An 18,458-nucleotide genomic window follows, 5' to 3' on the forward strand; every position below is an offset into this window, starting at 1 on the left:
CTTTCCTAACTTGGTTCCCATTGTCTGAAATACCGACCGCATCGACCGCCAGACCGTTTTCATCACCCTATATAGGAACGAGAATTGTGACGAAAAGCATCATAGAGCTGAAGAAAGCCGACCTCACGCTCGGCAATGCCGCCGCCTCCGTTCACGTTCTCAAGAACATCGATCTTTCAATCGGAGAGAGCGAGGCGGTTGGTATCGTTGGCCCCTCCGGATCGGGAAAATCGACGCTTCTGATGGTGCTTGCCGGTCTCGAGAGGCTCGATAGCGGCGAAATCATCATCGCGGATACGGAACTGCACAAGCTTGGCGAGGACGCGCTGGCGGATTTTCGTGGCCGCAACATCGGCATTGTTTTCCAGTCCTTCCATCTCATCGCCAATATGACGGCCCTGGAAAACGTTGCGGTTCCACTCGAACTGGCAAACACACCCAACCCCTTCGAGATCGCCAGACGCGAGCTCGTCGCCGTCGGTCTCGGCGAACGTTTCAATCATTATCCCGGCCAGCTCTCCGGCGGCGAACAGCAGCGTGTCGCCATCGCCCGCGCGCTTGCCCCCTCACCGGCCGTGCTGATCGCCGACGAACCGACAGGCAATCTCGATACCGATACGGGGAAACAGATCGCCGATCTCCTGTTTGCCAAACAGGCCGAACGCGGCATGACGATGATCCTCGTCACCCACGATCCGTCGCTTGCCGCCCGGTGCTCGCGCCAGATCAAGGTCCGCTCCGGCGAGATAGAGGGCGACAGCGCCACCTCCCATATGGCGCGGGCGGTGTCGGCATGACCGGATCCATTATCCCGTCTCTTGCCAATATCAGAAACGCCACAAGGCTCGCCCGGCGCGAAATTCGCGGCGGGTTACGCGGCTTTTACATTTTCCTCGCCTGCATTGCGCTTGGAACCGGCGCCATCGCCGCCGTCAATTCCGTCTCGCGCGCGGTGACCAGCGCCATCGCCACGGAAGGTCAGTCCATATTGGCGGGCGATGTGCGTTTCGAACTGCGCAACAGGGAAGCGACACAGGAAGAGCGGGCCTATCTCGACAGCCTCGGAACCGTCGCGGTTTCCACCGGGCTGCGCTCCATGGCGCGCCTCGCCGACGGGTCCGAACAGACCCTGACGGAAGTGAAGGCTATCGATGGCGCTTACCCGCTCTATGGCACCTTCGTTGCCGAGCCGAACCGACCGCTGAATGAGCTTCTGGCCGGGAACGTCGACACCTACGGCGCCATTGCCGCGCCGCTTCTGCTGGAACGGCTCGGCACCAAGGTCGGCGATGAAATCCTGCTCGGCAATGTCAAGCTGAAACTGACCGGCACGGTGGTCGACGAGCCGGATGCTCTCTCCGACGGTTTCGGTTTTGCTCCACGACTGATGGTCAGCCGCGACGCCCTTTTCGCCTCGGGTCTCGTTCAGAACGGCAGTCTGGTCGAGCATGCCTACAAGATCAGGCTGAACGATCCTTCGGCACGGTCAACGATGACCGATTCGGCCAACAAGGCCTTTCCCGATGCCGGCTGGTCCATCCGCACCAGTGACCGGGCGGCCCCATCGCTCACAGAAAACGTCAATCGCTTCTCGCAGTTCCTGACGCTGGTGGGCCTCACCGCCCTCATCGTCGGCGGTGTCGGCGTTGCCAATGCCGTTCGCGCGTTTCTGGATTCCAAGCGCACCACCATCGCCTCGTTGAAATGCTTAGGGGCGCCAGCCTCGGTGGTCACCATGACCTATCTTTTCCAGATCGCCTTCATTGCCGCCGTTGGCATTGTCATCGGCCTCGTGGTCGGCGCCATCGCGCCCCTCATCGCCATGCGGTTTCTGGAGGGCGTGTTGCCCGTGCCGGAGGAGCTTGCCTTCTATCCCGGCGCGCTCGGCCTTGCCGCCCTGTTCGGCCTCCTGACGACGCTCGCTTTCGCCATCGTGCCGCTTGGCCAGGCGCGCGAAGTGCCGGCAACGGCGCTTTTCCGCGAACAGGGTTTCGAGGAGGGAAGCTGGCCATCCTGGCCCTATCTGGCCGCAACCGGCCTGCTGCTGGCAGCGCTCGCCGCGCTGGCCATCCTTTCGGCGGAAGACCGCTTCATCGCCTCGGTCTTCCTTGCCGCCATCGCTTTTGCCTTCGTGGTGCTGAGGCTCGTTGCCTCCGGCGTGAAGGCTATCGCCAAGCGTAGCCCGCGCGTTCATTCGGCAGCGCTCAGGCTGGCGATCGGCAATATTCACCGGCCGGGTGCGCTCACCCCGTCTGTCGTCCTTTCGCTCGGCCTCGGCCTGACCCTGCTCGTGACGCTCACGCTGATAGACGGCAATCTGCGCCGCGAACTGACGGACAGCCTGCCGGACCGCGCACCGAATTTCTTCTTCGTGGATATTCAGGGCAGCGAACTTCAGGGCTTCCGCGATCTTCTGAAGCGGGAAGCGCCGGAAGGCGCGCTGACCGAAGTGCCGATGCTGCGCGGCCGCATCCTGGCGCTCAACGGCGAGGACGTCACGAAAATGGAGGTGCCTCCAGCCGGACGCTGGGTGCTGCGCGGCGACCGGGGTATCACCTATTCGCAGGATATTCCCGAAAACGCGACTCTCACAGAAGGAAGCTGGTGGGGACCGGACTATAGCGGCGAGCCGCTGGTCTCCTTCGCGGCCGAGGAAGCCGGGGAACTGGGTCTCAAGATTGGCGACACGGTGACCGTCAACGTGCTCGGCCGCAGCATAACGGCAAGGATCGCCAATCTGCGCAATGTCGAATGGGAATCCCTGTCGATCAATTTCGTCATGGTGTTTTCGCCAAACACCTTCCGCGGCGCGCCGCATGCGTGGTTGGCGACACTCGCCGACCCCTCCGCAACCGCCGCCGACGAAGGCCGCATATTGCGCGCTGTCACCAACGCCTTTCCGACGATCACCAGCGTGCGCGTGAAGGATGCGCTCGACGTCGTCAACCGGCTTGTCGGCCAGCTCGCCACCGCCATTCGCGCCGCCGCCGCCGTCGCCCTCATCGCCTCCGTCCTGGTTCTCGCCGGCGCTCTTGCCGCCGGAAACCGCGCCCGCACCCATGACGCGGTCATCCTGAAAACGCTGGGCGGCACACGAAACCTGCTCATCCGCGCCTTCTCCTACGAATATATGATGCTAGGCCTCGCCACCGCCGTCTTCGCACTTTTCGCCGGCGGCGTCTCCGCATGGTTCGTGATCGCCCGCATCATGAAGCTGCCCTCCAGCTTCCTGCCGGATGTGGCGATCGGAACGCTCGTCGTCGCCCTCGTCATGACGGTGGGCATCGGCCTCATCGGCACATGGCGGATTCTCGGGCAGAAGGCAGCCCCGGTTCTCCGGCAGGCCGGTGAATGATCGTCGGTTGTGCACCGCTTAACTTTAACGATTAATTCTTTGTAATGATCGCCAAAACGTGAGCGCTTTTCGCGCATGTGGTGTCTTTTCAGCTGGAAAAGGCCTTGTATAGAACACGTTCTGCCATCATATTCTTGATCAGGCTTGCTGAAGCTCCGCAGCGGCGCCCGGGAGGTATCCCGACACCGTAGCAATCACGGAGCTCAAAAGAGGAAACAATGGCTGACTTCAATAACTACCAGAATCGCATGGCGCAGACGCGTGCACAGTCTGGTGCGATGATCGATGAAGGTCTTCGCGCCTATATGCTCAAGGTTTATAACCTGATGGCGCTGGCTCTGGTCATCACCGGCGTTGCAGCGTTCGGCACCTATACGCTTGCCGCTTCCAATCCGGCTGTCCAGCAGCTGCTTTTCGCGTCGCCGCTTCGTTGGGTCGTGATGCTCGCTCCGCTGGCACTGGTCTTCTTCCTTAGCTTCCGCATCCAGAACATGAGCGTTTCTGCTGCGCAGACGACGTTCTGGGTTTATGCCGCGCTGATGGGTGTTTCGCTCTCGTCGATCTTCCTGGTCTACACCGGCCAGAGCATCGTGCAGACCTTCTTCGTGACCGCGGCCTCGTTCGGTGCGCTGTCGCTTTACGGTTACACGACCAAGAAAGACCTGTCTGGCATGGGTTCGTTCTTGATCATGGGCCTGTTCGGTCTGATCATCGCTTCGATCGTCAACATCTTCCTTGCATCCTCCGCGCTGCAGTTCGCGATTTCCGCGATTGGCGTGCTGATCTTCGCAGGCCTGACCGCCTACGACACCCAGAAGATCAAGGAAATGTATTTCGATGCTGACGATGTTGCCGTCGCTGGCCGTAAGGCCATCATGGGCGCACTGACGCTCTACCTCGACTTCATCAACCTCTTCACCTTCCTCCTGCAGTTCCTCGGAAACCGCGACGACTAAGGTTAAGGGTTCGATTGCCAGACATATGAAAGGCGGCCCTTCGGCCGCCTTTTTATTCGGAAAGATTCTTTAGCCCTATCCGCCAGAGGCGGGCAGTCCGCTTTTGCGAAAGCTCACTCGATGAGCTTCAAAACCTTGTCGAAGACCTTCAGAACCTGCGGCAACTCATGCCCTCGCTTGAGAATGCGGCCATCCGTATTCACCACGCAGTAGGCTCCCTGTTTCGCAGCCAGCTTGGGGTTTTTCTCGATCCTGAAAAGCGGCATTTCACCTGAACGCTTGAAGACGGAAAATACCGCCTTTTCCTTCAGGTGATCGATGGCGTAGTCACGCCATTCACCCTCTCCCACCATGCGGCCATAGATGCGCAGGATCGCATCCAGCTCGCGGCGGTGAAAGGTGACCGGCAAAGGGTCCTTGTTCTTTTTATATTCGCGGAGATCGATAACGGTGGAATTGTCGCGTGAAGCGGTCTGCACCTGCTGCACATCCGGTTGATCGGTCATCCAATACCTCCGATTCCACCCAAATCATCCATGCAGTGTGAGCCTGAGAGGGCGAAATTGCAAGTCTTTGAACCGGCATGGCGCATGGGACAGGGAATTCCGGGAAAGGTTCGACAAGCCTTCGATGCGCAGAGTAACCGGAAGACGGCAGCGCCAAATTGCGCCCGCCGATTCTCCGACGAGCGCTGCCAACGGCAAAGGCAGGGGTTAAAAATGGTAACCATTTAGGCAGCCATTTTCACATGGGCTGCCGTATTTCGGTCAAACCATGGCCCGAATTGGGTGGAATAGTCCTATTGTCAATTGATGCCTAGGCACCAAGATGACCCGGTCCGGTGCATTGACCCTTTACCCCCAGCCCCCAATGCCCGGACCGGATCTTCCATCGCCCGACAGGCGATCAGGGGTTTTCATTTCCAAGCAGGATACTTGCGCCGACGATTGCCGCGGGATCGCCGCCGGCATTGGCCGTCTGCAACAGCACGGCGCAGCCGCCCTTTTTCACCTTGGCCACCACGCTCGCCGGAAGCTTCACCGTCATCGGCGAACCATCCCACATGCCGACCGTCTGCACATCATAGACGCTGTGCCAGTAGGACATTTTTTTCCCCTGGTTTTCGCCCTTTTGCACATCCACGGTCTGCTCTCGCGTGAAATAGGCGACGACGACATCGGCCTTACCGCTGCCGGCGCCAATATCGATCTCCACCTCATCACCGGCAAATTTCGACGAGACCGGCACGTTCAGTCCCTTGCCCTCGCGCTTGAACGCATCCAGCCTGTCATAGATGCCGCGAACATCGGCACCCTTGACGTGGTCGCGGCCGTTCAGAATGGCCTGCGGCGTATAGACCCCGTTGCGGCCGAGCGCGCGCATATAACCATATTGCCGGTCGGTATTTTCCTTAGACGCCAGCGAATCCGTCCAGCCGAGGTAGTTCCAGTAATCGACATGGTAGGAAAGACCGACGACGTCGCCCTTCTGGATCATCTTGCGCAGGGCTTCATCGGCCGGCGGGCAGGATGAGCATCCCTGCGACGTGAACAATTCGACGACGCCCTTCACGGCCTCCTGCGCCTGCGCGGAGGTGACGAGGAACGTGCCGAGAAGACATATCGACAGGGGGAATTTCAGCGGCATTACAAAAACCTTTGTCCGGAAGAGATCCAGACGAATTGATGCGATCAATCCTGCCGGGATGCAAACCGGAAAATAACGTCTATTGCCCTTCAATAGAAAGTCACGAAGGGGTGAGCGACAATCACAAAAAAAGAGACCATGAAACGCAAAGACGCCGGGATTTCTCCCGGCGTCTTCGATTATTGAAGCTTTATGCGGCCAGATCGCGAAGAACGGTCTGCAAAATGCCGCCGTTGTTCATGTAGATCACTTCGTCCAGCGTATCGATGCGGCAAAGAAGCGGAACTTCCTTCACCGAACCGTCGCTATAGGTGATCTTGGCGATCTTCTTTTCACGCGGCCTGATTTCACCTTCGAGCCCGTCGATCTCGACGGTTTCGTCACCCTTGAGATCGAGGCTCGCCCAGGTCGTGCCTTCTTCGAAGACAAAGGGAACGACGCCCATGCCGACGAGGTTCGAACGGTGGATACGTTCGAAAGACTGCGCAATGACAGCCTTGACGCCAAGCAGGTTGGTGCCCTTCGCCGCCCAGTCACGGGACGAGCCGTTACCATATTCGACACCGGCGAAGATGACGAGCGGGACGCCTTCCGCCTTGTATTTCATGGCCGCGTCATAGATCGACATCTCTTCCTTGGACGGATAATGGATGGTGTAGCCACCTTCCTTGCCGTTCGGGCCGAGCATGTGGTTGCGGATGCGGATATTGGCGAAGGTGCCGCGCATCATCACTTCATGGTTGCCGCGACGCGTGCCGTACTGGTTGAAGTCAGCAACGGCGACGCCATGCTCCGTCAAATAGGCGCCGGCAGGCGAAGCGGCCTTGATCGAACCGGCCGGGGAAATATGGTCGGTGGTGATCTTGTCGCCGAAGAGACCGAGGACGCGCGCGCCCTTGATGTTCTTGAGGCCCGAGCCCTTTTTGCCCATGCCGACAAAATAGGGCGGGTTCTGAACATAGGTCGACTGGTCGTCCCAGGCATAGGTCTGCCCCGGAGGAACCTGAACCGCCTGCCAGTTCGCATCGCCCTTGAACACGTCGGCATACTTCGTTTCGTAAAGCTCACGGGTGACGTATTTCAGGATGAATTCCTGGATTTCCTTGGATGTCGGCCAGATATCCTTGAGGTAGACGGGATTGCCGTTCTGGTCGTCGCCGATCGGCTCCTTCGTCAGATCCTTCTGGACGGTGCCGGCAAGGGCATAGGCCACGACGAGCGGCGGCGAGGCCAGATAGTTCGCCTGAACATCCGGCGAAATACGACCCTCGAAGTTGCGGTTGCCCGAGAGAACACCGGCGGTGATCAGGCCCTTGTCGTTGATCGTCTTGGAGATCGCCGGCGGCAGCGGGCCGGAGTTACCGATGCAGGTCGTGCAGCCGAAGCCGACGAGGTTGAAGCCGATCGCGTCGAGGTCCTTCTGCAGACCGGACTTGTCGAGATATTCGGCAACGACCTGCGATCCGGGTGCGAGCGACGTCTTCACCCACGGCTTGGACTTCAGACCCTTGGCGACCGCGTTGCGGGCGAGGAGGCCGGCAGCGATGAGAACCGAGGGGTTGGAAGTGTTTGTGCAGGAGGTGATGGCGGCAATCGCCACATCGCCGTGACCGAGATCGAAAGCCTCACCTTCGACCGCATAACGGCTCGAAAGCTGGCCGGGCTTCTTATAGTCATTTTCAAGAGCCGTCGCGAAATTCGGCGCGATGGTTTCGAGCGGCAGGCGGCCTTCCGGACGCTTGGGGCCGGCCATGGAGGGCACGACGTCGCCAAGGTCGAGTTCCAGCGTATCGGTGAAGACGAGGTCGGAACCGTCGCCGGTGCGCCACATGTCCTGCGCCTTCGAATAGGCTTCGACGAGCGCGATGCGATCCTTGGCACGGCCGGACATGGTCAGGTAATTGATAGTCTCGCTGTCAACCGGGAAAAAGCCGCAGGTCGCGCCATATTCCGGGCCCATATTGCCGATGGTGGCGCGGTCGGCCAGAGACATCGAATCGAGGCCGGGGCCGAAGAATTCGACGAATTTGGAGACAACGCCCTTTTTGCGCAGCATCTGAACCACGGTCAGCACGAGGTCGGTCGCGGTCACACCTTCCTTCACCTTGCCGGTCAGCTTGAAGCCGATAACCTCGGGCAGAAGCATGGAGACCGGCTGGCCTAGCATGGCCGCCTCAGCCTCGATACCGCCAACGCCCCAGCCGAGAACGCCGAGACCATTGATCATGGTCGTGTGCGAATCGGTGCCGACGCAGGTATCCGGATAAGCAATCGTCTCGCCATCCTCTTCCTTCGTCCAGACGGTCTGGCCGAGATATTCGAGGTTGACCTGGTGACAGATGCCGGTGCCGGGCGGAACCACACGGAAATTCTTGAACGCCTGCTGGCCCCACTTCAGGAAGCGGTAACGCTCGCCGTTGCGCTCATACTCCAGCTCGACGTTGCGGGCAAAGGCGCTCGGCGTGCCGAATTCGTCGACGATGACCGAGTGGTCGATGACGAGATCGACGGGAACCAGCGGGTTGATCTTTTCCGGATCGCCGCCAAGGGCCTTGATGCCGTCACGCATGGCGGCAAGGTCGACAACGGCGGGAACGCCGGTAAAGTCCTGCATCAGAACGCGGGCGGGGCGATAGGCGATTTCGGTTTCGGTCAGGCCCTTGTTGTTCAGCCATTCGGAAACCGCCAGAATGTGTTCCTTGGTGACGGACTGGCCGTCCTCGAAACGCAGCAGGTTTTCCAAGAGAACCTTCATGGAATAGGGCAGCTTGGAAACGCCCTTCAGGCCATTGGCTTCAGCCTTGGGAAGGCTGAAATAGATGTATTCCTTACCGTCAACGGTAAGGACGGAACGACATTGGAAACTGTCGAGTGATTTGGGCATGGATAAAAACCCCGCTTACTCTGATAGCCAACACGTGCGTGCGGACACCTATGCACTCATGCACATCAGGATGCGGGTACGACCATTTCCGCTGTCCGCACGTGAAAATTGCTCCTCGCAATCGTCAAGTCCGGCGCAAGATGATGTTCACGCCGGCCGCTGGCGTGTTGACACCCATATAGATAATTTCTCTAAAACGTGCCAGACCATTCAACGAACCTAATCGATTTTTTTATGATCGAGACGACGAAATCGTAATCGGAACCGCAGCATGGATTTGACGGCGGAAAATCTTGGCGTGCGACGCGGCGAAGATTTCATATTCATGAATATTTCCTTCAAGTTAAGCGACGGTGAGGCTCTTGTGTTGACCGGTCGCAACGGTTCAGGAAAATCCACCCTGCTGCGCACGGTGGCCGGCCTGCTGCGGCCCGAACAGGGACGAATAAAGATAGCCGGCAAAGAAATAGACGCTGACATGCGCCCGTCTGAGGCCTGCCATTATCTTGGCCATCGCAATGCTATGAAAACCGAACTGACCGTTTCGGAGAATCTTCGGTTCTGGAAGGACTTCCTCGGCGATTTTTCCGGCGGTGCGGGCATGGCAATCGATGAGGCGGCGGAGATCGTCGGCCTGGCCGGCATTACCCACCTGCCCTTCGGTTATCTCTCCGCCGGCCAGCAGCGGCGTTTTGCCATGGCGAAACTTTTGATTGCATGGCGACCGGTGTGGATTCTCGATGAGCCGACGGCGGCGCTAGACAAGGCTGCGGACGGGATGTTTACCGATCTCGTGAAAAACCATCTTGGGAAAGGCGGCATCGTTCTGGCCGCAACCCATCAGCCTTTGGGGCTGGAGAGCGCGCGGGAATTGCGGATGACGGGGTTTGCGGGTGTGGAGGCTTGGGCATGAGGGCGATGTGCGTGGGGCATACCCCCCTCTGCCCTGCGGGGCATCTCCCCCTCAAGGGGGGAGATCGACCTGCGGCTAGGTCTCGCCCATCTCTACGCCTGAGAATAAAGCAGCGGAAAAGCCTCTTGCCGATCTCCCCCCTTGAGGGGGAGATGCCCGGCAGGGCAGAGGGGGGTAACGCCCCAGACGCGGAGCAACCCCAATGACCGCCCTCCTCCTCCGCGACATCAAACTCTCCATCCGCGCCGGCGGCGGCGCGCTGATCGGCGTGCTGTTTTTCATGACAGTGGTTGCCGTCATCCCCTTCGGCGTCGGCCCCGATCTCAACCTGCTCGCCCGCATCGGCCCCGCTATTGTTTGGATCGGCGCGCTGCTGTCCGCCCTTCTCGGCCTCGACCGGCTGTTTCAGGCCGAGCGGGATGACGGCTCCCTTGATCTAATCCTGATGCAGGAAACCCCGCTGGTCCTGACCGTGTTCGTGAAATGCCTGGCACACTGGGTCACGACCGGCCTGCCACTGGTGCTTGCCTCCCCTCTGCTTGGCCTCTTCATGAACATGGACGAAGTGGCGATCGGCGCCGTGATGCTAACCCTTCTCGTCGGCTCGCCCGCCATCACCTTCATCGGCGCGGTAGGGGCGGCGGTTGCCGTTGCCCTGCCGCGCGGAGGGCTTCTGGTGTCCATCCTCGTCTTGCCGCTCGCCATTCCCGTGCTGATCTTCGGCGTCAGCGCCTCCTATGCGGCGGTGCAGGACCCGGCGCCCTTCATGCCGCCATTTCTCATTCTGTGTGCGATCACGTTATTTTCAGCCGTGACCGGACCTTTCTTCGCCGCTTTGGCGCTGCGCAATGTTATGGATTGATGAAACCACGCCAGACGATCCCCGATTGACAGGGATCAATTGCGGGGCGGCCATTCTCGGGTTACACAAACGGCATGAACGAGCAGACCTTCACCATCACCAAATTCAGTGATCTCGCCAATCCCACCCGGTTTCTGGCGCTGGCGGCGCGCATTCTGCCATGGCTCGCTGCGCTCACGGCGCTGGTGCTGGCCGCCGGTCTTTATCTGTCCTTCACTACCGAAGGCGATTATCAGCAAGGTTACACTGTGCGCATAATGTATGTGCATGTGCCCTCAGCCTGGCTCGCCATGATGTGTTATTCGGTCATGGCGGTCTCCGCCATCGGCACCCTCGTCTGGCGTCACCCGCTGGCGGATGTCAGCCACAAGGCCGCTGCCCCCATCGGCGCGGCCTTCACGCTGATTGCACTCGTCACCGGCTCGCTCTGGGGTAAGCCCATGTGGGGAACCTGGTGGGTGTGGGATGCACGGCTGACCTCCGTCTTCGTGCTTTTCCTGATGTATCTCGGGCTGATCGCGCTCAACCGCGCCATGGACGATCCGTCGAGAGCCGCCCGTGTCAGCGCCGTGCTGATCCTCGTCGGTTTCGTGAATATCCCCATCATCAAATTTTCGGTCGAGTGGTGGAACACGCTGCACCAGCCGGCAAGCGTCATCCGCATGGGCGGCTCCGCCATCGATGCGGAATTCCTCTGGCCGCTGCTGACCATGGCCGTCGGTTTCACGCTGCTGTTCTTCACGCTGCACATCGCCGCCATGCGCAACGAAATCTGGCGTCGGCGCGTGGCCGCGCAACGGCGTCTCGCGGCGCGCATAGCGAACCGGGAGGGCTGAGGTGATGACGCACGCCTTTTATATCGGCATGTCCTATGCGGCGACCGGCCTTGTCGTTCTCTGTCTCATCGCCTGGGTCGTCGTGGACGGTCAGGCACGCAAACGGGAATTGAAAGAACTCGAGGCATCCGGCGTGCGCCGCAGGGCGAGAGCCGGTTCCGCAGGTGACGTGCAATGACGCAGGCTGACCGGGACACCAAGGCCAAAACGACAGGCCGTGCACGCTATGCGCTTGCGCTGCTGCCGTTGCTGCTGTTCGGCGGTTTCGCCCTCGTCGCCGGCAAGATGCTTTACGATCAGGACGTGAACGGGCTGGATATCAGCGCCATTCCCTCGGCGCTGATCGGCACCAGGGCGCCCACCCTGTCGCTACCGCCGCTGGAAGGCTCCAACCTGCCGGCTCTGACCGATGCCGCCATCAAGGGCAAGCTGACTCTGGTGAACGTCTTCGCCTCCTGGTGCATTCCCTGCCGGCAGGAGCATCCGCTGCTTCAGGAATTGGCGAAAGACAGCCGCATCACCGTCGTCGGCATCAATTACAAGGACAAGCAGGATAATGCGCTGCGCTTCCTCGGCGAACTCGGCAATCCCTTTGCTGCGATAGGCGTCGATCCGAACGGCAAGGCCGCGATAGACTGGGGCGTCTACGGCATTCCGGAGAGTTATCTGGTCGGCGCGGATGGCACGATCCTTTATAAAAAGGTCGGCCCCTTCGATGCCCGCAGCGTCGAGCGCGATCTGCTGCCAGCCATTGCGGCCGCAGCCGGGAAATAACGCGCTCGGTAAGGCATCACCCCTTGGTAACGACCCTCAGCGAAGGGCCTTCAGCCGGCAGACGTATGCCTTCCAGCACCACCTGATCGCGGCCGCCGCGTTTTGCGGCATAGAGACTGTCATCGGCCCGCTTGATGGCGTCATGAATGGAATGATCTCCCCTCGCGACGGCTGAAACACCGAAGCTCGCGGTGATCTGGCTGGTTACACCCCGGTTGCGCCAATCGAGCGACGAAAGACCTGTCCGCATGGCATTGGCCAGCTGGCCGGCTGCGGCAGCTGTCTGGCCGGGCAGGAAGACCACAAACTCCTCACCGCCAAAGCGCGCCACCAGCGCATCCTCGGGCGCATTGCGCCTGAGCAGATCGGAAAGACCGATAAGAACGATATCTCCAGCCGCATGACCGTAAACATCGTTGATACGCTTGAAGTGGTCTATGTCGCAGGCGATGACCACACCCTCAGGGATATCGTTACGAAAATCGGGAACTCGGCGGTCGAAGCCGCGCCGGTTCAGCACGTCCGTCAGCGGATCATGCTCTGCCGCATGCAGATGCCGGTCGACAGTGACGGAAATCTGACTCGCGAGAACGGAGAGCGCCAGCAGGAAGCCGAAGATGCTGGCGGCAAGCTGCATGTAGAAAGCATAGTCGGACTCGAAGAATTCGCTGAGCTCGATCATCGAGCCGCTCGGCGTCATCACCAGCAGCATGCCGATGCGCACCAGCGTCTCCAGCACCACAAGACAGGCAATTCCCACCATCAGCCGGTCGGCAAGCGCGACGGGGCGCTTTCGCACGAGCCAAACCGGAATCGCGAGCAAAAGGGCACAGACGAGATCGCCGATGACGAGCTCGCGTTTCAGATCCGGCGTGACGAAGACATGGAAAGAGACCAGCAAAACCGCGGCAACCACGATCGACAGCCTGCCCGTGATATAAAGCGGCCGCCCGAAATGGACGAGCAGAGCGTGGCCATAGAGGAAGAAGGCGGAGAAGAACAACAGGTTCGAAACAATCGCCTGTATTTCGAACGGCAGGCCGCCAAGCACCAAAGGTGTCGCAAAACCGAAGGCCGCCGAAAGATATCCTATACCCCAATAGCGGGCGGAAGCGTGACCGATCCTTTGCAGGAACAGGAACACCACGCCGAATGTCAGCATAATGAAGGGGAGAAGATAGGCGAAGTTGTCTTGCAATGGGTTCTGCCGGAGGGAGATACGAGCCTTTGCCTGACACTACCGCAATGCCATTAAGAAAACCTGCATATATTGCGCGGCTTCCGTGCCTTTCGGCCCGTGGCCCCGGAAAACCCGTTCACATTTGCGGGAGCGCGTTCTGCCATTCCTTGATCGCGTCCACGGGCCAAAGCAGCATGACCACGTTCAGCGTCAGGTTGTCACGGATCAGCCAGCCGGTGAAGATTTCGAAGAAGATGGCGATCGCCACCGTCAACCACACCGGCACACGGGCGGCAAACAGGAAACCCAGCACCATGAAGACGGTATCCATCGCCGAGTTCAGGATGCTGTCGCCGGTGTACCCCAGTGCCATCGTCGCGGTCCGGTAACGATCGATGATGAGAGGCGAGTTTTCAAGGATTTCCCATGCCGCTTCCACCAGAACCGCAAGCGAAAGCCGCATGGAAAGCGACCTGTTGCGGAACAGCAGCCAGGCGAACCAGTAGAACAGGAAACCGTGAATGATATGCGAGGGCGTATACCAGTCGGCCAGATGCTGGGAATTGCCCGGCGTGTTCACGCCCGGCTCGAACAGCTTCACATAACCGCATTCGCAGATCGGAATGCGGCCCATGGCGTAAAGGATGACGATTTGCAGGAGAAGCAGCCCGGCGGCCACGCCAAACCATTTGAGCGAGCGCGAACGGGAAGCCGACATCTCTGCAACTGTCATTTTTCGTCCTTGTTGAGCGGTTCCAGCGAATGGCGCATGACGAGCGGCATCTGCGCCATGGTGAAGATGATGGTGATCGGCATCGTGCCCCACACCTTGAAGGCAACCCAGGTGTCGGTGGTGAACATGCGCCACACCACCTCATTCAGCACCGCAAGAAAGAGGAAGAATATGCCCCAGCGCAGCGTCAGCTTGCGCCAGCCCTCATCCGTCAGCCGGAAGGCCGAATTGAAGACATAACCGAGCAGCGATTGCCCGAAGAACAGGCCGCCGAGCAGAATGACACCGAACAGCGTGTTGACGATGGTCGGCTTCATCTTGATGAAAGTATCGTTCTGCAGCCAAAGCGTCAGCGCGCCGAACACGAAGACCACGATGCCCGATATCAGCGGCATGATCGGCAACTTGCGCGTCAGCACCCATGAGACGGAAAGCGCCAAAGCCGTTGCGATCATGAACAGGCCAGTGGCGATGAAGATCGGCCCGCCGAACTCCGTCAGCACGGGGAAAGTGGAGGCCAGCCATTCGCCGCGGGAATTGGCGAAGAAGAATACCATGAGCGGGCCAAGCTCGAGCACGAATTTCAGGAGCGGGCTGATTTCCGCCACCATCTTTTCGCTTTCCTTGGAATTGCTTTCAATATCCATACTCAAACTCCCGCAATGGCCTTGGCGAAATCTTCCGCCTCGAAGGGCTCCAGATCATCAACACCTTCACCAACACCGATGAAATAAACCGGCAGCTTGTGTTTGGCAGCGATGGCAACGAGGATACCGCCCCGCGCCGTGCCATCCAATTTTGTCATAATCAGGCCCGAAACACCCGCGACATTGCGGAATATTTCCACCTGGTTCATGGCGTTCTGGCCGGTCGTCGCATCCAGCGTCTGCAGCACGGTGTGCGGCGCATCCGGATCGAGCTTGCCAAGCACGCGCACGATCTTTTCCAGCTCCGCCATCAGCTCCGTCTTGTTCTGCAGGCGACCGGCCGTATCGATGATGAGAACGTCGCTTTTCTGCGCCCGCGCCTGCTCATAGGCATCATAGGCAAGCCCCGCTGCATCCGCGCCAAGCTTGGTGCCAATGAATTGCGAACCGGTGCGGTCCGCCCAGATCTTGAGCTGCTCGATGGCCGCCGCGCGGAACGTATCGCCCGCCGCCAGCATGACCTTGAGACCCGAACCGGAAAGCTTGGCGGCAAGCTTGCCGATAGTCGTCGTCTTGCCCGTACCATTCACACCGACAACGAGAATGACATGCGGCTTGTGTGAAAGATCGAGTTCCAGCGGCTTGGCCACAGGCTTCAGGACCTTGGTGATCTCGCCCGCCATGATGCGCGCCACATCCTCGCCGCTTACATCCTTGCCGTAACGCTCGGAAGACAGGGCACCGGTGATGCGCATGGCGGTCTCGACGCCGAGATCGGACTGGATGAGAAGATCCTCCAGCTCATCGAGCGTATCCTCATCCAGCTTGCGCTTGGTGAAGAGCGCCGAAATCTGCGTGGTCAGCTGCGACGATGTGCGGGCAAGCCCTGCCCGCAGGCGCTGAAACCATGTCAGTTTTACCTGCGGCGGGGCAGGGGCAGGCTCCTGCCGCTCACTGGCGGACGAAAAACCCTTTGGTAGAGATGGCGGTATAGCGGAGGGCTCGGCGGCAGTCGCGGCTTCGGCCTCGTCAAGCAGCGCATCCATCGCATCCGCATCCAGCACGACATCCGTTGCTTGGGGGGCAGATTCGACCTGCTCTTCGGCGGCTGCTTCCGCCTGTAGCAACGACAGCGGCACCACGCCCATATCGCCGGAAAGCTCGGCACCGGGCAGAAGCGGTGCGTCCTCTTCCTCGTCATCGTCGGGAAGGACCACGTCCGTCGCCTCGTCCGGGGCTGGTCCGCCGGCCGTCTCCATCTCCAGTTCGGAAACCGGGTCCTTATCGACAGGGCCATGCGCTTCGGCGTCGTTCAGCGCCGCTTCGAAGGAAGCGTTTTCATAACCGCGCTCGGGCGCGGCGTCCTCTTGCGGCCGGTCGTCCGTTTCGGCCTTGTCCTTGCCGAACGAAAAGACTTTTTTGATGAAGCCGAGGGCCATGGTCGTTCCCGTGTCTTTTCTCTTGTGCCGCCTCAGGCCGCATCCGCCGCCAGAAGCTTCATGTTCAGATGTTTGCCGTTGTGGCCGGTAATCGCAACCTGCGCAAGAGTGCGCGGGGCAAGATGCGGTGCCTCCACCAGCGTGAAATTGTCGGTATGGGCAAAACCGTTGTTTTCAACGAGGATCGTCTGCACCGAACCGACCATATTTTGCAGATGCGCCAGCTTCAGCGCCTCGCCGCGCTCCCGAAGCCTCGCCGCCCGCTCCTTCACCAAAGCCCGGTCGAGCTGCGGCATGCGTGCCGCGGGCGTCCCCGCACGCGGGCTGTAGGGAAAGACATGCAGGCTGGAAATGCCGCATTCTTCCGCAAGCGTCGCGGCGTTTTCGAACATCTCTTCCGTCTCGGTCGGAAAACCGACGATCATATCCGCCCCGAAGGCGATATCGGGCCTCAGCAATCGCACCTCGTTGCAGAAGCGAATGGCATCAGCCCGCAAATGGCGGCGTTTCATGCGTTTCAGGATCATGTCATCGCCATGCTGGAGGGACAGGTGCAGATGCGGCATGAAACGCGGCTCATCGGCAACAAGATCCATCAGATGGCGGTCAGCCTCAATACTGTCGATGGAGGAAAGCCGCAGACGCAGAATATCCGGCACCTGCTTCAGCAATGTCTTGGCAAGATAACCAAGGGAAGGCTCGCCCGGCAGGTCCGCGCCATAGCTCGTGGCGTCCACCCCGGTCAACACGATCTCGCAATAGCCGCTTTCCGTCAGCCTGCGCGCCTGATCCACCACGGCCCCCATCGGCACGGAGCGGGAATTGCCGCGCCCATAGGGTATGATGCAGAAGGTGCAGCGATGATCGCAGCCGTTCTGCACCTGAATGAAGGCGCGCACATGCCCGTCTATGTGCTTCACCATCTGCGGCGCGGTGGCCTTGATGCTCATGATATCGTTGACGCGCAGCTTTTCTTCCGCCGAAACGCCGAAATCGGGCAGCGCACGATAGGAGGCGCTTTTCAGCTTCTCTTCATTGCCCAGCACCGCATCCACCTCAGGCATCTCGGCAAAGGTCTGCTTCTCGGTCTGGGCGGCGCAGCCGGTAACGATGATACGGGCATGCGGATTGTCCCGCCTCGCCCGGCGGATGGCCTGGCGTGCCTGGCGCACCGCCTCACCCGTCACGGCGCAGGTATTGACCAGCACGGCATTGTTGAGCCCGGCCTTTTCGGCCTCCGCCCGCATCACTTCCGATTCATAGGTGTTGAGACGACAGCCGAAGGTTATGACCTCGACGCCGCTCATACAGCCCCCCGCTCAACCGCATCGCGCGCCCAGGCGCCGGTGACGGGATCGACGGAACCCGACCATTCCCATTCGGCCGGGCCGGTCATGATGACATGATTATCCTCGCGCCATTCGATGGTCAGCGGCACACGGATGGGGCTGGAGGCGACATCGATGGTGACCTCCCGGCCGGTGCGACCGGTGCGGGCAGCGGAAACGGCTGAGGCGCAGGCGGCCGAACCGCAGGCGAGTGTCAATCCAGCGCCGCGCTCCCAGGTGCGGGTGCGCAGCGCGCTGTCGGAAATCACCTGCGCCAGCGTGATATTGGCCTTTTCCGGGAACATCGGGTGATTTTCGAGCAGCGGCCCGAAACGTTCGAGATCGAACTCCATCGGATCGCGATCCACCCAGAAAATCGCATGCGGATTGCCCATGGACATCACGGCCGGCGAATGCAGGATCGGCGCATCGATCGGCCCGATCTGCAATTCGATACGGCTGGTATCGTGGAACTCTTCCGAAAGAGGAATATCGCTCCAGCGGAAACGCGGCAGGCCCATATCGACGGAAATCATGCCGTCTTCATGTTCGACGGCGTTGAGGATGCCAGCCACCGTCTGGAAAGTGAAACTGGTCTTGCCCGTTTCGGACGACAGCGCCTGCACCACGCAGCGCGTGCCATTGCCACAAGCCTGCGCCTTCGTGCCATCGCAATTGAGGATGTCGATAAATGCATCCGTGCCACTGACACGCGGATCGTGGATGGCCATGATCTGGTCGAACTGTGTGGCAGCATCGGCGTTCAGCGCAATCGCCGCCTCCGGCGTGACCATATCTTTACGGCCGCGCATGTCGACAACGAGGATCTTGTTGCCAAGCCCGTTCATCTTCGCAAATTCGACCGTATCCACCATTGCCCTAAACCTGAAAACCGTCTGAAAAT

The 18,458-nt window shown here is 60.0% G+C and carries 17 protein-coding genes; 8 read left to right on the plus strand and 9 right to left on the minus strand.

All coding sequences use genetic code 11. The annotated features are described in order from the left end of the window. Positions 1-86: 86 nt before the first annotated feature. From PIB16_RS09895 to PIB16_RS09905, 3 genes are all read left to right on the plus strand, one after another. Positions 87-797 (plus strand): ABC transporter ATP-binding protein, encoded by a 711-nt coding sequence (locus PIB16_RS09895; protein ID WP_078052357.1) that lies wholly within the window; start codon positions 87-89, stop codon positions 795-797. Continuing rightward, positions 794-3,355 (plus strand): ABC transporter permease, encoded by a 2,562-nt coding sequence (locus PIB16_RS09900; RefSeq protein ID WP_271045543.1) that lies wholly within the window; start codon positions 794-796, stop codon positions 3,353-3,355. Before PIB16_RS09895 ends, PIB16_RS09900 begins: the two co-directional genes overlap by 4 nt. 218 nt (positions 3,356-3,573) lie before the next feature. Beyond that, positions 3,574-4,311 carry a Bax inhibitor-1/YccA family protein gene (locus PIB16_RS09905; protein WP_125145330.1) on the plus strand — a complete coding sequence of 246 codons (738 nt, stop codon included), beginning with the start codon at positions 3,574-3,576 and terminating at the stop codon, positions 4,309-4,311. Positions 4,312-4,424: 113 nt separating this feature from the next. Here PIB16_RS09905 and PIB16_RS09910 read toward each other — a convergent pair whose 3' ends face one another. The 3 genes from PIB16_RS09910 to acnA form a co-directional block, all read right to left on the minus strand. After that, complete coding sequence (locus PIB16_RS09910; RefSeq protein ID WP_003523170.1) at positions 4,425-4,817, minus strand: DUF2794 domain-containing protein; 393 nt, start codon at positions 4,815-4,817, stop codon at positions 4,425-4,427. A 400-nt stretch (positions 4,818-5,217) separates the two neighbouring features. Next, positions 5,218-5,958, minus strand: coding sequence for a DUF1223 domain-containing protein (locus PIB16_RS09915; RefSeq protein WP_003523168.1), 741 nt, complete (start codon positions 5,956-5,958; stop codon positions 5,218-5,220). 190 nt (positions 5,959-6,148) lie between these two features. After that, on the minus strand, positions 6,149-8,842 hold the full coding sequence (gene acnA / locus PIB16_RS09920) for an aconitate hydratase AcnA (RefSeq protein ID WP_065656927.1): 2,694 nt from the start codon (positions 8,840-8,842) through the stop codon (positions 6,149-6,151). Between the two features lie 271 nt (positions 8,843-9,113). Between acnA and ccmA the strand changes: the two genes are divergently transcribed. The 5 genes from ccmA to PIB16_RS09945 all read left to right on the plus strand — a co-directional run bounded on the left by ccmA (position 9,114) and on the right by PIB16_RS09945 (position 12,227). After that, positions 9,114-9,755 carry a heme ABC exporter ATP-binding protein CcmA gene (ccmA, locus tag PIB16_RS09925; protein WP_271045544.1) on the plus strand — a complete coding sequence of 214 codons (642 nt, stop codon included), beginning with the start codon at positions 9,114-9,116 and terminating at the stop codon, positions 9,753-9,755. 202 nt (positions 9,756-9,957) lie between these two features. Further along, positions 9,958-10,617, plus strand: coding sequence for a heme exporter protein CcmB (ccmB, locus tag PIB16_RS09930; RefSeq protein ID WP_059759870.1), 660 nt, complete (start codon positions 9,958-9,960; stop codon positions 10,615-10,617). Between the two features lie 74 nt (positions 10,618-10,691). Next, positions 10,692-11,453 carry a heme ABC transporter permease gene (locus tag PIB16_RS09935; protein WP_271045545.1) on the plus strand — a complete coding sequence of 254 codons (762 nt, stop codon included), beginning with the start codon at positions 10,692-10,694 and terminating at the stop codon, positions 11,451-11,453. Positions 11,454-11,457: 4 nt separating this feature from the next. Beyond that, a complete protein-coding gene (gene ccmD / locus PIB16_RS09940; RefSeq protein WP_271045546.1) occupies positions 11,458-11,631 on the plus strand; it encodes a heme exporter protein CcmD in 174 nt (57 codons plus the stop codon). Beyond that, the gene (locus PIB16_RS09945) at positions 11,628-12,227 is read left to right on the plus strand and encodes a DsbE family thiol:disulfide interchange protein (RefSeq protein ID WP_121490288.1); all 600 of its coding nucleotides are present in this window, start codon (positions 11,628-11,630) and stop codon (positions 12,225-12,227) included. Before ccmD ends, PIB16_RS09945 begins: the two co-directional genes overlap by 4 nt. Positions 12,228-12,243: 16 nt before the next feature. Here the strand turns inward: PIB16_RS09945 and PIB16_RS09950 are convergent, their stop codons facing one another. From PIB16_RS09950 to dapF, 6 genes are all read right to left on the minus strand, one after another. Further along, on the minus strand, positions 12,244-13,425 hold the full coding sequence (locus PIB16_RS09950) for a GGDEF domain-containing protein (RefSeq protein WP_271045547.1): 1,182 nt from the start codon (positions 13,423-13,425) through the stop codon (positions 12,244-12,246). Between the two features lie 118 nt (positions 13,426-13,543). Further along, positions 13,544-14,140, minus strand: coding sequence for a DUF2585 domain-containing protein (locus tag PIB16_RS09955; protein ID WP_065656923.1), 597 nt, complete (start codon positions 14,138-14,140; stop codon positions 13,544-13,546). Further along, positions 14,137-14,787: a septation protein A gene (locus tag PIB16_RS09960; protein ID WP_065656922.1), complete on the minus strand. Its 651-nt coding sequence runs from the start codon at positions 14,785-14,787 to the stop codon at positions 14,137-14,139. Before PIB16_RS09960 ends, PIB16_RS09955 begins: the two co-directional genes overlap by 4 nt. 2 nt (positions 14,788-14,789) lie before the next feature. Beyond that, positions 14,790-16,226: a signal recognition particle-docking protein FtsY gene (gene ftsY, locus PIB16_RS09965; RefSeq protein ID WP_271045548.1), complete on the minus strand. Its 1,437-nt coding sequence runs from the start codon at positions 16,224-16,226 to the stop codon at positions 14,790-14,792. A 32-nt stretch (positions 16,227-16,258) separates the two neighbouring features. Beyond that, positions 16,259-17,533, minus strand: coding sequence for a tRNA (N(6)-L-threonylcarbamoyladenosine(37)-C(2))-methylthiotransferase MtaB (mtaB, locus tag PIB16_RS09970; protein ID WP_271045549.1), 1,275 nt, complete (start codon positions 17,531-17,533; stop codon positions 16,259-16,261). Further along, positions 17,530-18,429 carry a diaminopimelate epimerase gene (dapF, locus tag PIB16_RS09975; RefSeq protein WP_080856852.1) on the minus strand — a complete coding sequence of 300 codons (900 nt, stop codon included), beginning with the start codon at positions 18,427-18,429 and terminating at the stop codon, positions 17,530-17,532. The genes mtaB and dapF overlap by 4 nt, the downstream gene beginning before the upstream one ends. Positions 18,430-18,458: the final 29 nt, after the last annotated feature.

This window comes from Agrobacterium sp. ST15.13.015 (assembly GCF_027871645.1).
Taxonomy (GTDB): domain Bacteria; phylum Pseudomonadota; class Alphaproteobacteria; order Rhizobiales; family Rhizobiaceae; genus Agrobacterium; species Agrobacterium leguminum.

Bases quoted from the DNA above. Each gene is read 5' to 3' on its own strand.
- PIB16_RS09900 (WP_271045543.1), top strand. From the start codon at position 794: ATGACCGGATCCATTATCCCGTCTCTTGCCAATATCAGAAACGCCACA.
- PIB16_RS09905 (WP_125145330.1), top strand. From the start codon at position 3,574: ATGGCTGACTTCAATAACTACCAGAATCGCATGGCGCAGACGCGTGCA.
- PIB16_RS09910 (WP_003523170.1), bottom strand. From the start codon at position 4,817: ATGACCGATCAACCGGATGTGCAGCAGGTGCAGACCGCTTCACGCGAC.
- PIB16_RS09915 (WP_003523168.1), bottom strand. From the start codon at position 5,958: ATGCCGCTGAAATTCCCCCTGTCGATATGTCTTCTCGGCACGTTCCTC.
- acnA (WP_065656927.1), bottom strand. From the start codon at position 8,842: ATGCCCAAATCACTCGACAGTTTCCAATGTCGTTCCGTCCTTACCGTT.
- ccmA (WP_271045544.1), top strand. From the start codon at position 9,114: ATGGATTTGACGGCGGAAAATCTTGGCGTGCGACGCGGCGAAGATTTC.
- ccmB (WP_059759870.1), top strand. From the start codon at position 9,958: ATGACCGCCCTCCTCCTCCGCGACATCAAACTCTCCATCCGCGCCGGC.
- PIB16_RS09935 (WP_271045545.1), top strand. From the start codon at position 10,692: ATGAACGAGCAGACCTTCACCATCACCAAATTCAGTGATCTCGCCAAT.
- ccmD (WP_271045546.1), top strand. From the start codon at position 11,458: ATGACGCACGCCTTTTATATCGGCATGTCCTATGCGGCGACCGGCCTT.
- PIB16_RS09945 (WP_121490288.1), top strand. From the start codon at position 11,628: ATGACGCAGGCTGACCGGGACACCAAGGCCAAAACGACAGGCCGTGCA.
- PIB16_RS09955 (WP_065656923.1), bottom strand. From the start codon at position 14,140: ATGACAGTTGCAGAGATGTCGGCTTCCCGTTCGCGCTCGCTCAAATGG.
- PIB16_RS09960 (WP_065656922.1), bottom strand. From the start codon at position 14,787: ATGGATATTGAAAGCAATTCCAAGGAAAGCGAAAAGATGGTGGCGGAA.
- ftsY (WP_271045548.1), bottom strand. From the start codon at position 16,226: ATGGCCCTCGGCTTCATCAAAAAAGTCTTTTCGTTCGGCAAGGACAAG.
- mtaB (WP_271045549.1), bottom strand. From the start codon at position 17,533: ATGAGCGGCGTCGAGGTCATAACCTTCGGCTGTCGTCTCAACACCTAT.
- dapF (WP_080856852.1), bottom strand. From the start codon at position 18,429: ATGGTGGATACGGTCGAATTTGCGAAGATGAACGGGCTTGGCAACAAG.